Source organism: Nitrincola schmidtii (assembly GCF_008973715.1).
GTDB lineage: Bacteria > Pseudomonadota > Gammaproteobacteria > Pseudomonadales > Balneatricaceae > Nitrincola > Nitrincola schmidtii.
Map to the genome: position 1 here is coordinate 1 of NZ_WBOL01000003.1, position 13,210 is coordinate 13,210.

Consider the following 13,210-nt stretch of genomic DNA (forward strand, 5'->3'; position numbering starts at 1 on the left):
TGCACAGCCATCATTATTGGATAACACGATACAAGGCTTATCGACCAAGTCAGGACGGAACAACAATTCAGCACTGACATAAAAAGAGTTCATGTCACATAAAGCATAGATCGGCATGCGTTACCTCTGCATCGCTCTGACTAAGTGCGTGACGACACCAAATAGCTGTAAGTCAGAACCTTCGTTGAACTCAATGGGTGCGTACTGACGATTTTGAGGTAACAATCGCACTCTCGGTTTTAATGCCAGCGTTTTGACAGTAAACGCGCCATCGACAGCCGCTACGACGGTGTCGCCATGTTTTGGCTTAATCGATCGATCCACCACCAAAATATCACCCGCATAAATACCGATCCCATTCATTGAATCGCCATCACAGCGAACCATATAGGTGGAAGAAGGGCGGGGAATGCAGAGTTCATTTAGATCAAGACGTGTATCCTCATAGCCTGCGGTAGGGCTGGGAAAACCACAGGGAACGGATTCGCTGTAAAACGGGACGGCTGTTGCACTGAGTGAGTCAACGTCAACCGGCCCTAACAGAGTGACGTTCATAACAGACACCTAATTCAATACTGGTTATATGTACAGTATAAGGGAGATATCAAAAGGATTCGAGTGTTATCAAACTAAATCAGCTCGTATGGAGTGAAGAGTTCATAGTTATTTTCCCGGGTATAGTGCTTCAAATAGCCTATCAGATGGCCCAAACTCTACTCTGCAATATTGAAGCAGAAAACATTGTGCATGCGCATAGCGAGTTCGGGCATATTACTGTCAGTATTGGCGTAGCTTGTGTAACCCCAAATGAAACCAATACCTTACAAGATCTTATCAGTCATGCCGACGAAGCTTTGTATCGTGCTAAAAAACAGGGTCGTAACAAAGTATGTGTATAAGAACGATCAGTTAACTATATCCTTAGCACTAGTTCAAATTATATCCCAGTTGCTTGCTTCGGATAGAAAGTGAAGCCTTGAATTCACTGACAGACTTTGGCAACCAACGCCATAACATCATTACGAGAAAGTTTTGGCTTACCTAACTTTAATACTGTTAAGGTAGCGTGAGCCAGTGTTAAGGGGATTTGACAAAATTGTTGAGCAGGGCCTCTTGGTAAAGAATTTGTATAAGCGTCCCCTAAACTGAGATTGTAACGGGCATATTCAAACATATCTTCCAACTGCCAACCTTCAGGGAAAAAGCTCACACCACGCAGTTTATCTTCTTGATGATTACGAAGAATATTAATTGCCTGTAATCCTCTACCAAAACCGATAGCGTCATCTCGATTTGTTTGCGCATTGTCATGCCATGCCCATAAGTCAGACAAGAGTATCCCTACAGCACCAGCCACACTGAAAGTATACTGATCCAAATGAGATTTGGTTTTGATCGTCCAATTATTTTCAGACCAATACGCCATTCTATCTGCCATAGCCGCTGTCGAATCCCAGATTCTGCCACGAATGCTAGATGGCGCGAGTAAAGCCCATTCTCCAAAACGAGAGCTTACCTCAGGTATCACATCTTCATAAGCGCGAATAACAATCGTCATTTCTTCTTGGGCCATATTTTGATGCCCTGATTGAAGTACTAGACTGATATCACGCAATATTTTGGCTTTAGTTTGATTGTCCAGGTGAGGATGATCTTCAATTTCATCGATCGCTCTCATGCATAAATAAGCAGATGCAACCGCCTCTTGCAGGTTAGCGGGTAAACGAGTAATGGGAATATAAAAGGTTCGACTCGTTTCCTTCAGAATTTGTAATGCATCTTTGTGTACTTTCACTAATATTGATCCTCATGCCTACAGAACAGACCTATACAAATTCTGTTTAGTAATCTTAACTTAATTTTCTACAGTTGGCATACCTATAAACCACCAACGGGATGTGATCCACTGTTTACTGAATTATACATGACAAAAATGTGATATCCGCGTCATCCCTTAGAAATACATTAACATCTATCCTTAGTTAGACTCATACATTCAATCAAGAGTTCGTCATGCGTAAAGTACTTATACCTAGAGTTGCTTCAACTGCTCGTCGACTCTCTGCTAAACGACTGTGCGAGCTACAGCTTTGCGGCTAGCATTATTGAACAAATCTTATTGACACTTATGTCTAGATTGACTATATCAATAGACAGTATAGTCTATCTACTCTAATACCGAATACTAGAACAATATGAGTAAACTTTATGAGAAATATATTAATTGTTGATGACTCATCAACTATGCAAATGGCACTTAAGATTCTGGTAAAGGATATTGAGGTTTGTAATTGTTTAGGTGCATTAACATTTGATAACGCGATTGATATATTAAATAATAAAAAAGTAGATGTACTTATAACAGATATTTTTTTAAAAAACGATTCAGGAATTGACATCGTAAGAGAAGTTCGTGCTGGAAGAACAAAAGCTTCCCGTGATATACCCATTATTGCCATTAGTGGTGAATCATCAGTTGATATTGTTTTGAAAACGCAACTATTGGGTTGTAATTTTTTCTTAACGAAGCCTGTTTCTATAGATGCATTAAAGAAGCACCTTAGCCGAGCTTCTAGATCATTAATAAACATTAAACAATCTGAATTCTATGACTCTATTAAAGCACATATTAATGAATATACTATTCAAAGCATTATGTCGCAATTAACAAACTCAGGAATTTCAACTGATGTAATGCTTGTATATACTTCTAAAGCTACTTGTAAAATCGAAATTTCAGATATTGAATCAATAATTGAAAAGTCGAGTAAAAATAATGCGCAGAAAGGCATTACTGGAGCTCTATTTTATAATGATGGTTATTTTTTACAGTTCCTAGAAGGAGAAATGTCTGATATTAAAGACAGGCTATCGGTTATCTGTAGTGATAAAAGGCATAAAGATATTAATATAATCCTAATGAGCAGTATTAAAACGAGAATGTTTGAACGCTGGGCTATGGGTTATGCAAGATTTGAATCAGAAGAGGTTATCAATGATGTCGCATTTACTCACAGTAACGACAATCATATTTCTTTTGAACAATTTGATCAAAAAAATGCAGTGAAGTTAATTAATAGTTTTTCATCAGGTGAGTGGAAGCTATCTGACTGACAACATACTGGGTAAGTTTTGGTATGTCGAGGTGGAAGGTGCATATTATAAAAAATGGAAGCCTAGTGAACACAAGGATTCTATATTTGGAAGATTCTAATATTGCTATACGTTAAAAGATTATTCTCGGGTGGCAATCTTATCTCTCTTATTAATTAGATAAATCCACTTCACCGTTTTTAAAAGCTATGAATTTGGAATTTATGCTTTAGTAGCTGCAATGTTAACGATACTAACCATCGTTATTGTTTAACTCGTGTATTTTCAAAATTGTGCTTTCTTTCAGTCGTATAATAATTAGACCTTCCACTCACCCGGTGTACGCCATTGATCTATCCAAAGCACAATGTCTGCAGCAGGTTGAGGCTTGGCAATGCAGTATCCTTGAGCTACTTCGCATCCGAGTTTCAGTAAGGCTTTTCCTTGATCAATTGTTTCTACACCCTCAGCCACAGCTAGACGACGAAATGCGCGTGACAGACCTAATACGCCTTCTAATATCGCATAATCATCATCGTCATCTAGCATATCTCTGACAAAACTCTTATCAATTTTAAGCGTATTCGCTGGTAGTCGTTTTAAATAGGTTAGTGAAGAGTATCCGGTTCCAAAATCGTCCAAAGCAAAGTGAACGCCCAGTGATATACATTCATTCATTACCTGAATAACCAGTTCAAGATCACCTAAGGCACTTGATTCCAAAATTTCAAGCTGCAAGTCCTGCGGTGAACAGTTGGGATAGCGTTGTAATGCATTGTTCAGTGTTGCTACAAAGTCTGGATGTTGAAGTTGTGAGGCGCTAATGTTGATGCTAATTGGAAGTTTAATGCCTTGTTTGTTCCAGTTTGACATCTGCATCAATGCGGACTCAAGTACCCAGTTATCGACAGCGACTTCAAGTGAATGACCTTCTATCAGTGGCAGGAACTGACAAGGACCCAACAGTCCTTTTTTCGGATGTTGCCAACGGATTAAGGCTTCTACCCCCAGTATCTCGCCACTTAACATATTTACTTTTGGTTGATAGAACAGAACAAACTCTTCCGTTTCAAGAGCTCTTTGAATACGTGCAATATTGGCATGATGACCACGTTGGGCCTGATCATTAATCAGATCAAACAGATGATAACGATTCTTTCCGGCCAGCTTAGCTTGGTACATGGCTTGATCTGCTTGACGTAGTAGTTGATCAGCATCAATAGCATCTGCTTGTGGATAAAAAGTGATCCCTAAACTGGCAGAAACTTGAAAGGTAATATCGTCGTCAACGAAAGGAACAGAGGCTTCTTCTAACAGACGATCAAAAACAGGGAGGCTGGCATCAGGGCTTTGAAAATCCCCCATAACAATGACAAATTCATCACCACCAATTCTGGCAAGGGTATCAGTCTCTCTTAGCACAAGCTGCAAACGTTTTGCCAGTTGAACCAGAAAGCGATCACCCGAGTTGTGTCCATGTCGATCATTGATCAGTTTAAATCCATCGATATCGAGGTAAGCTACGGCAAGAACTTTGTCGGTTCGTCTGGCATTGGCCATAGCCTTTTGCATCCGGTCGGACAGTAACACTCGATTTGGCATTGAGGTCAATATATCGTAGTGTGCAATTCGTTCCAGCTGTCGTTGCTGAACCTTTTGTTCGGTGATATCCCGAACCGTTCCTTGAATTAACATCTGTCCATCTGTTTGGGTACGAGTCAATAAAACGGCACAGTTAATGATTTTTCCATCTAGGCGTTGGTGTAACCATTCAAAGAAACAGGATCCATCTTGTATTGCTACTTTTAACTTTTCTAAGCATAACTCCATCGATGAGCGCCCGCAGGGTTGCTGGCTGGGTGACAAATCGATAGGTGTCAGAGGGCGAAGTTGTTTAAGGTTCTCAGCGCCAAACAGTTCAACCATTGCTCGGTTGCCATCAATAAACGTCCAGTCGGGAGGAGAGATGATCATCAGTGCATCGCGCGACTGTTCAAATAAAGATCGGTAACGTTCCTCACTTTGTCGAAGTGACCGTTCTAATGACTTTTTATCGGTAATGTCAATCGCTATTTCTAACCTGACAAGTCGACCATCATCCCAAGGAATAGCTTGGTCGTGAAGTTGAAACCAACGATTTGTCTTTTCATTAAAGTGCTCCCAGACGACCGGACTGTTGGCTTCACCAGCCTGATTGATTAACTGCGGATTAGTACAAAAACTACAGGGACCGTCCACCTTACCTTGAATGGCTCTCCAACAGGTTTTTCCTGTGATATCTCCCACCAGTTCTCGTCCTTTTTTGTTGACGAACAACACCTCGTGATTTTCAATATCAGCAACGTATACAACAGCATCTGTACCATCAAGAATATTAACCAGTCGTTTATGAGATTCGGCAAGTTCATCCGTTTTGCGAGCTAAGTGTTCCTCCATCACTTTGCGTTGTTTAATATTTGATACCAGACTGGTGAAGAGAGCTAAGATACCTTGCTCTTCCTGATCAAATGACCGTAATTTTTTTGTGGAGTCAAAGCCAACAAACCCGGTACATTGGCCGCTGATCATGAGTGGCATGGTGATTAGGCTTTTGATATCTTGAAATTCCAAGAGGTCACGAAAAGGCCCCTTGGGCAGATCGAATACTGAAGGAATAATGCCAACTTGCCCGCTAAGATGTTCCGGTAACATATTAGTCGATAATGACAGTGGCAATTGTTGTGACTTTTCAATCATTGGCTCCACACCTTCAGCACACCATTCATGTGTATTGCTTAAGGTTTGATTGACGAAATCATACTCAAAGACATGGGCACGGTCCGTGTTCAGAAGCACTGACATTTGAGCAAGTGCATGTTCAATGACAGCGTCAATGTTTTCAGTGGGAAGGTTGATGAGCGATACTGCTAGCTGTAGAATAAACTCTCGGTAAGACTGTTGGCGCTTTAGTGCCGTATTAGTTCTTTGCTGCTCATCAATTTCATGAATATTTTGAATTCGACTAAACGCATTTTTGACATACAAGTCACTAATAAGTCTTAATAAAGTTTGGTTCTCATGGCTTCTGATTTTCTCGTTTGCTAGTGCAAGAGCCGCTTGGTCAGATAACCCTGCTATTTTTGACTGCATGACATGCGCCATGTAACGATCAGCATCAACAATGTGTAATATGAGCCACTCCGCTAAATATTCGAGGGCATGCTTAGCAACATGCTTTGCATCTTGCTTATCTAATTGCTTAATTAATAAAGAAACTTTTTTTATAAAAGTTTGGTGCGCATGCATGCGCTCCTGTTGAATCTCTTCATTATTTAAGTAACGTGTCCAGATGGCTTCTTCTGTTTCGAAGTGACGTTGTGCTAGTTCCGCAAGTTCTTCACATTGTTTTTTAATAGATTCTTGGTTGGGGGCCAAGGTAGCTTCATTGGCTAAACGATTGAGAATAGCCAGCAGCATTCGGTGCTGTTTGTCTATTTCGCCAATGCCTATTTCTAGATTTTTATTCCATGGGAAAATTTTAAACACTCTAAACCCCAAGGTTAATTGTGCGTTTGATTGGTGCTGAGTTTACACCCATAGATTAGCACTCTTTGTTCAAAATGCACCATGACTGATATAGCATTAAGGATAGAGGTTCAGTCAACTTAATTAAGTATTAATTCTGGAAACTGCTAGTGATGTTATGTTGCACTTGGTTTTTCGCCCACTCTGCTTGCGCGATCTTATCCATAAAGCTCCACGCCAATAATCTGCTGGTTTTCTGTCCTTGAGACATAGAAACAACCTTGACTTGAACTGCACCTTCACGTTGCAACTGCTTTTTCAATAGAGGTAAATTTTTCTCTTTAGAAACAAGGCTGGTAAACCAACATATCTGTGATTTGAACGCAACGCTTTGTTGAATCATGCGTATTAAGAATGCTGACTCACCACCTTCACACCAGAGTTCAGCTGCTTGGCCGCCAAAATTTAGATGAGGTTTTTGTGTATTTTTAGGTTGTTTATTTAAATTTCGCCACTTTCGCTGACTCCCGGATTCTGCTTCTTGCTGGGATGCATGAAAAGGAGGGTTGCATAGGGTTAGGCTAAACCTATCTGAAGGTTGAATAGTATTGGTAAAAATATCATCAACTGATGAGGTTAAACGGATTTTAATAAGTTTGCTAATCGAAGGATTGGATTGAACAATCATCTGGGCAGAGTTTACGGCGATCTTATCTACATCGGTACCCACGAATTGCCAACCGAAAACACGCGAACCAATGATGGGATAGATACAATTTGCGCCACAACCAATATCCAGAACTTTAACGCGTCGTCCTTGAGGAATGATCTGTTGATTGGACTCTGCCAGTAAGTCTGCTGCATGGTGAATATAGTCAACTCGACCAGGAATAGGCGGGCAAAGGTAGCCAGGCGGAATCTGCCAGTATTTAATCTGATAATAATGTGCTAAAAGTGCTGCATTTAAACAGAGGACGGCTTGGTTATCTGCGAAATCGATGGTTACATCACCGTTTGGGGTGTTGCGAAGAAACTGAGTCAGCGCAGGATAACTGACTGTCAGTGCATGCAAGTCGTAACGCCCTTGATGTGGATTACGCGGGTGTAATCGTGAGACTCCTGATGCTGTCGGTAAAACTGATCTGGTCATTGAGAAATATTTCTTTATAAAAGATATTATCTTAAAGGATTTTGCTAACAAGAGTGCGCCATTTTTTCAAAATAGCATTTTACCTTGTGGTCAATCCACACTATAATTCGAAACAGAAAATTCGGAAATATTAGAGGTTCATAATGAATAACCACTCAAGACGTTGGTCACTGACTACCGCGTTCATCTTGTCAATGTTGATCAGTCCCTACTTATTAGCGCAAAGTCCTGAAGGCCAACCGGTACTGACACTGACAGGTAACATTTCAGTCACTAATCAGGGTGATGCATGGGTTTTTGATCGTGAAATGCTGGAAGCGCTTCCACAGGCAAAGATTATCACTGAAACCCCTTGGTACGATGAGGTTAGTGAATTTGAAGGGCCGCTAGGTTCAGCCATTCTAGAGGCTGTTGGTGCCAACAGTTCAGACAATCTAAGAATCATTGCGTTAAATGACTACAGTGCTGTGGTTCCAGCGTCTGATTTCATCGAGCATGGAGTTATTCTTGCCATGAAACTCAATGGGGAAGTGTTGCGTGTTCGTGATAAAGGGCCATTATTTTTAGTTTACCCCTTTGATGCTGATCCAGCGTTGAAAACAGAGGTTTACTACAATCGTTCTGTATGGCAAATAAAAGCGATCGAGATCCATTAAGTGGCAAGTTCATGCTAGGCTCTTAACGTGTCTTCATTGCCGCACTTTCGCAGAACTTGGGGAGTACTATTAACCTGTGCTCTCCTTTTTTTGTCTGCCATTTTTTTTATATTGTTCACTCTAAATGATCGTCATCAGCAGTTAACTGAAGCAGCTCGAGAAGACGCACTTTGGGCTGCATATCAACTGGATCGAGAAAATTTAAAACTCAGTAATTTACTTAGTGGTTACGAAAGCAATCCTTCAAGAGCGAATTGGGACTCTTTAGAGTTACGATTTGAGATTCTTTACAGCAGAATTGGGTTGCTTCAGCGTGGTCACATTGGGGAGTTGTTCGGATCAGAGATAGGTAATCTTGCACCTGTTTACCATGAATCGATTCAGCTCATTTTCGAGATGGATGATTTCTTCCAGAAAGGGGCCGAGACTGTTTCTGCGGAGCTTCCGAAAATTATCGAGTTATCTAATCGACTTGCTGTATTAACAGAGCGTCTTGTTGTCGACATGAAAGGTTTAAGTGCTTTACGTATTAATGAAGAGCGCAAGGATCAGCAAAGCAAATATCTTTACGTAACACTGTTAATTGTTTTGGTTATGCTCACGACTGGCATATTGATGTTTATGTTATTTCGTCACATGAGATTAACAGCCAAGGCACGCATCCATGCTGAATCCATGGCAAGTGATTTACAAGATGCTGTCGTCAAAGCTGAGCGAGCATCTCAAGCAAAATCTGAATTCCTAGCCATGATGAGCCATGAAGTGAGAACACCTATGAATGGTATTCTTGGAATGGCGAGCTTGTTACAAGATAGTGACTTAAAACAAGAGCAGCAGCAGCAGATCAAAACTTTATATTCCAGTGCTAACTCGTTGCTGGCAATTCTTGACGATATTCTTGATTTTTCTAAGTTAGAAGCAGGACGTTTGACATTAGATTCGGTACCCTTTTCGCTCGTTAATTTGGCACAAGAGGTGATAGCTTTATTTGATGTCACCGCTAAGAGTAAACAGATAAGTTTAGAATTAGTTTTAGATGATAAGTTATCGAGTCACTACCAGTCTGATCCGGGTCGATTCCGTCAGGTGCTGCTCAATTTACTGGGTAACGCAATTAAGTTTACTCATCATGGAAAAGTCACTCTGACCATTAGCCAAGTGGCGCCAGATCTCGTAGCTTGCTCAATTGAAGACACGGGAATTGGCATCAGTCCACAAGTGCTTGAAACCCTGTTTACCCCTTTTACTCAAGCAGATCTTTCTACAACCCGTCGTTATGGGGGCACTGGGTTGGGTCTGGCCATTAGTAAAAAAATCATTGAGCAGATGGCTGGTAGCATCAGTGTTGTGAGTGAAGAGGGTAAGGGCAGTTGCTTTTCATTTCAGATACCCCTTCAATCGATTGATGCGCCTTTAACAAACAAATCTGAACTACCAAGCTCTACTTCAACAGACGTCACTGCTGATAAAGAGCCAATCGCACCACGGATTTTGTTGGTTGAAGATAATAAAGTTAATCAGATGGTGGCCGTTGGTTTGTTAAAAAAACTCGGTTATACCTGTAGCATAGCCAATAATGGTGCAGAAGGATTGGCGTTGGCCGAGACTCAGTTATTTGATTTGATTCTGATGGATATGCAAATGCCTGTCATGGATGGTGTGACTGCCACAGAAAAAATTCGTCAACTTGATCATCCCTCTGCCTCAACCCCTATCATCGCTGTGACGGCGAATGCCCTGCCTGAAGATCTTAAAGCCTGTCTTGATGCTGGGATGAATGATTTTTTATGTAAACCTTTCAGTAAGAAAGATCTTTCAAATCTAATTGAGCAGTATTTAGCTACGCGCAGTTAAGTTTTAAGCATCAGATTCATCCACCAACCTCTCTCAATGCAACAAGCTGTTGCCCATAACAGCTTGTATATCAGTGAAATCTTGTGTAGTTTTTAAACAGTTAATGAAAAAGCATCGATAGGTCTAGGTTAACAGGTTTTTTATCAATATACAGAATAAGGGATTGATTATGCGTATCTTGTTTTTGTTACTTATTCTTATACAGGCACATACCGTGTATGCGCAGGTTGATCTAGATAAACTTAGATTCATAACTGAAGAATACCCTCCTTATAATTTTGTTGAGAACGCTAAGTTAAGTGGGATTGCGGTAGATTTATTGGAACGAGCATTGGCTTCAGAGGGAAAGCGGCTTGATCGTGACAGTATAGAGTTGCTGCCTTGGGCGCGTGGATACGAAACTGCTCTTAATACCCCTAACACGGTTCTTTTCTCTACTACTCGAACAGAAACTCGCGAATCTCTATTTCAATGGGCAGGTCCTATCTCTGCCGACCGAGTGGTATTAATGGCTCGTAAATCCAGTGGGATTAAAATCAATAGTGTTGATGAGCTAAATCAATCCAGTCTAAATATTGCTGTTATACATGAAGATATTGGTGCTCAGCGATTACAAGAGCTGGGAGTTAATCCAGCCCGTATTCATACTGCCATGAATAATACCAGCGCATTGACTATGCTAAATGCCAATCGTGTTGATCTATGGGCCTATGGTGAAGATGTCGCTTTCTGGTTGATGGATAAAGGTGGATATGATCGCGACGAGTTTGAGCCTGTTTTTACGTTAAGTGAAGCGTATCTTTATTTTGCGTTTAACGTCGATTCAGATCCTGAACTTGTGCATCGCTTCCAAAATGCAATCATGGCTGCTAAAGAAGATTTCCCCAAACTTAGATTATTGACGGAGGACTATCCGCCATTTAATTATCTTAGTCAATCTGGTGAGGTGGTCGGATCTGCCACGGAGTTACTTAAAACGGCATTTGGAATGATTGGTATTGAAGCAGAGTTTCAACTACTTCCTTGGGCTCGGGCATTAACTGAAACTCAAATGATAGAGAATACCTGCGTCTACTCCACCACTAGGACGCAGGAAAGAGAAGAGCAGTTTGTCTGGATTGGGCCTTTGCTAAACAATCAGTGGGGAGCATTTACGTTGGCGACATCTGATGTACAGGCCAAACATTTGGATGAGATTAGCCATTTGCGCATGGGGAGTTCTCGAGAAGATGCGATAGCACAGTATGTACAAAATTTAGGCTACGATCTTGTCTTAGCATCGTCTGATCCAGAAAATTTAGATCGTTTAAAAGCTGGCTTGATTGATGTGTGGTTAACCAGTATCGATGCCGCCGAACATCTTGCAAGTAGTCAAAATATTGCTTTAGATAAACTTTTTATCTTTAATGATACGCAACTTTATCTTGCCTGTAACAAGGCAATGAACCAAAATCTTCAGCGGCTTTTACAAGTAACCTTAGATTCAGTGCTGAATATGCAGAATGTTCGTTAAGTCAATTCGGAGATAGACGTTTGATAGAAAGGAATGGTTCAGAGAGCTCATCGAATAAAGTCTCTCGTCTTCGAAGTCTGACAACCAAACAAGCATTAGCAACCTTATTAGCTGGACTGATTCTGAGTCTTATTGCTGGTTCTATCGAGTTAATCTTTGATGCCCGTAAAATGCGCGACGAAGTGCAAAGTCAAACATTGCAAATGCTTAAGTTAGTCGAAGCGACTGCAGCAGAAGCAGCTTTTCAATTAAACCCAGAGCTAGCTGAACAGGTAGTAACGGGACTTTATTCAAGTGATACTGTCTCGAAAGTTACGTTACGGGATGACTTTGGGCGCGTCATGTTCAGCCTAGGCACTGACGATCAACTAGATAATGCGTTTTATCATTACTTGTTTGGAAACATCCTGAGTTATCGACAGATTTTAGAATATCGTGTTCTTGCAAATGCATCGGGTCGTATCGTTGGCGACTTGGAGTTAACCCTATCGTTACAATCCTTGGGGCAGGCTTTTAGTGAGCGGAGTTTGTTGATTTTCGTTCTCAGTTTGTTGAAAACCTTAGGCATCGTATTGTTGATGGTTTGGGTGTTTGCGTTCTTGATTACAAGGCCTTTATTACGGGTTTACACGGCACTTCAAACCATCAACCTTGAAGAGCCTGGTCGGTGGAAGCGACCTTACCTTAAATACAACAAAGGTGATGAGTTAGAGCACTTAGTTAAAGGGTTGGATAATTTGTTAAATGCTTTTCAAAAAGGACTTGATCAACGGGATCAATTACATACCTTATCAAGTATTGATGCGTTAACCGGATTAGCAAATCGTCGTCACTTTGATGCCCGTATTAATCAGTTATGGCAAGAGGCAAGAAAAGATAAGAAGCCTCTAGCATTACTCTTTATGGATATCGATTTCTTTAAACCCTTTAACGACAACTATGGTCACGCTGCTGGAGACGAGTGTCTGCAACAGGTAGCCAAGTTACTTCTGACTACCGTAACGCGTCCTGATGATTTAGTGGCGCGCTATGGTGGTGAAGAATTTGTTTGTGTGCTTCCAGATACTGATCTGCAAGGTGCTTATCAACTTGCCTGTCGATTGCAGGAAAATATCAAAAAACTCAATCTTCCACATGCCTATTCGCAATGTAGTGAACGAATCACCTTCAGCATAGGTATAGCGGCTGAAATCCCAATGGACAATGAAATAGCGCCAGACCGACTGCTACTCTTGGCTGACGAACGCCTGTATATGGCGAAATCAGCGGGTCGAAACCAAATTATCCTTAAAGAAAATGCTGTTGAAGCTGAAAGCGTTTAATGATTTATTTGCTGGATTGAATGCTATACGTCTACAAGTGTCTTTTATATGAATATATTTCATGTCATAAGGCGTCATCAAAAAATCCTAACAATGCATCTAAGACGTAACGGTTAAT

Annotated in this window: 11 protein-coding genes; 6 read left to right on the plus strand and 5 right to left on the minus strand. The window is 40.9% G+C overall.

The window, feature by feature from the left end:
• On the minus strand, nt 1–117 hold a 117-nt coding region (locus tag F7R24_RS03335), incomplete at its 3' end, for a Y-family DNA polymerase (protein ID WP_206057469.1).
• Nucleotides 118–120: 3 nt separating this feature from the next.
• Nucleotides 121–555, minus strand: a complete 435-nt coding sequence (gene umuD, locus F7R24_RS03340) for a translesion error-prone DNA polymerase V autoproteolytic subunit (RefSeq protein ID WP_151669837.1) — start codon at nt 553–555, stop codon at nt 121–123.
• A 104-nt stretch (nt 556–659) separates the two neighbouring features.
• On the opposite strand from umuD, the gene F7R24_RS03345 reads away from it, so the two are divergent.
• Entirely contained in the window at nt 660–899 is a 240-nt protein-coding gene (locus tag F7R24_RS03345; protein WP_276613233.1) for a GGDEF domain-containing protein, read from the plus strand.
• A gap of 83 nt (nt 900–982) precedes the next feature.
• Here F7R24_RS03345 and F7R24_RS03350 read toward each other — a convergent pair whose 3' ends face one another.
• Nucleotides 983–1,795 carry a squalene/phytoene synthase family protein gene (locus F7R24_RS03350; RefSeq protein ID WP_151669839.1) on the minus strand — a complete coding sequence of 271 codons (813 nt, stop codon included), beginning with the start codon at nt 1,793–1,795 and terminating at the stop codon, nt 983–985.
• A 413-nt stretch (nt 1,796–2,208) separates the two neighbouring features.
• Here F7R24_RS03350 and F7R24_RS03355 point away from each other — a divergent pair, with 413 nt between their 5' ends.
• The gene (locus tag F7R24_RS03355; protein WP_151669840.1) at nt 2,209–3,114 is read left to right on the plus strand and encodes a BLUF domain-containing protein; all 906 of its coding nucleotides are present in this window, start codon (nt 2,209–2,211) and stop codon (nt 3,112–3,114) included.
• 297 nt (nt 3,115–3,411) lie between these two features.
• Here the strand turns inward: F7R24_RS03355 and F7R24_RS03360 are convergent, their stop codons facing one another.
• Both F7R24_RS03360 and rlmF read right to left on the minus strand, forming a co-directional pair.
• Nucleotides 3,412–6,618 (minus strand): EAL domain-containing protein, encoded by a 3,207-nt coding sequence (locus F7R24_RS03360; RefSeq protein ID WP_168926766.1) that lies wholly within the window; start codon nt 6,616–6,618, stop codon nt 3,412–3,414.
• 130 nt (nt 6,619–6,748) lie between these two features.
• Nucleotides 6,749–7,747 carry a 23S rRNA (adenine(1618)-N(6))-methyltransferase RlmF gene (gene rlmF / locus F7R24_RS03365; protein WP_151669842.1) on the minus strand — a complete coding sequence of 333 codons (999 nt, stop codon included), beginning with the start codon at nt 7,745–7,747 and terminating at the stop codon, nt 6,749–6,751.
• Between the two features lie 143 nt (nt 7,748–7,890).
• Between rlmF and F7R24_RS03370 the strand changes: the two genes are divergently transcribed.
• The 4 genes from F7R24_RS03370 to F7R24_RS03385 all read left to right on the plus strand — a co-directional run bounded on the left by F7R24_RS03370 (nt 7,891) and on the right by F7R24_RS03385 (nt 13,092).
• A complete protein-coding gene (locus F7R24_RS03370) occupies nt 7,891–8,403 on the plus strand; it encodes a putative pterin-binding protein (protein ID WP_151669843.1) in 513 nt (170 codons plus the stop codon).
• Nucleotides 8,404–8,430: 27 nt separating this feature from the next.
• Nucleotides 8,431–10,257, plus strand: coding sequence for an ATP-binding protein (locus F7R24_RS03375; RefSeq protein ID WP_151669844.1), 1,827 nt, complete (start codon nt 8,431–8,433; stop codon nt 10,255–10,257).
• A 169-nt stretch (nt 10,258–10,426) separates the two neighbouring features.
• Nucleotides 10,427–11,770, plus strand: coding sequence for a substrate-binding periplasmic protein (locus F7R24_RS03380; RefSeq protein ID WP_151669845.1), 1,344 nt, complete (start codon nt 10,427–10,429; stop codon nt 11,768–11,770).
• A 20-nt stretch (nt 11,771–11,790) separates the two neighbouring features.
• A complete protein-coding gene (locus F7R24_RS03385; RefSeq protein ID WP_151669846.1) occupies nt 11,791–13,092 on the plus strand; it encodes a GGDEF domain-containing protein in 1,302 nt (433 codons plus the stop codon).
• The last annotated feature ends 118 nt before the right edge of the window (nt 13,093–13,210 follow it).

What these genes read in the sequence shown, in the direction of transcription:
- umuD (WP_151669837.1), bottom strand. Translation starts at nt 555, where the DNA reads ATGAACGTCACTCTGTTAGGGCCGGTTGACGTTGACTCACTCAGTGCA.
- F7R24_RS03355 (WP_151669840.1), top strand. Translation starts at nt 2,209, where the DNA reads ATGAGAAATATATTAATTGTTGATGACTCATCAACTATGCAAATGGCA.
- rlmF (WP_151669842.1), bottom strand. Translation starts at nt 7,747, where the DNA reads ATGACCAGATCAGTTTTACCGACAGCATCAGGAGTCTCACGATTACAC.
- F7R24_RS03370 (WP_151669843.1), top strand. Translation starts at nt 7,891, where the DNA reads ATGAATAACCACTCAAGACGTTGGTCACTGACTACCGCGTTCATCTTG.
- F7R24_RS03380 (WP_151669845.1), top strand. Translation starts at nt 10,427, where the DNA reads ATGCGTATCTTGTTTTTGTTACTTATTCTTATACAGGCACATACCGTG.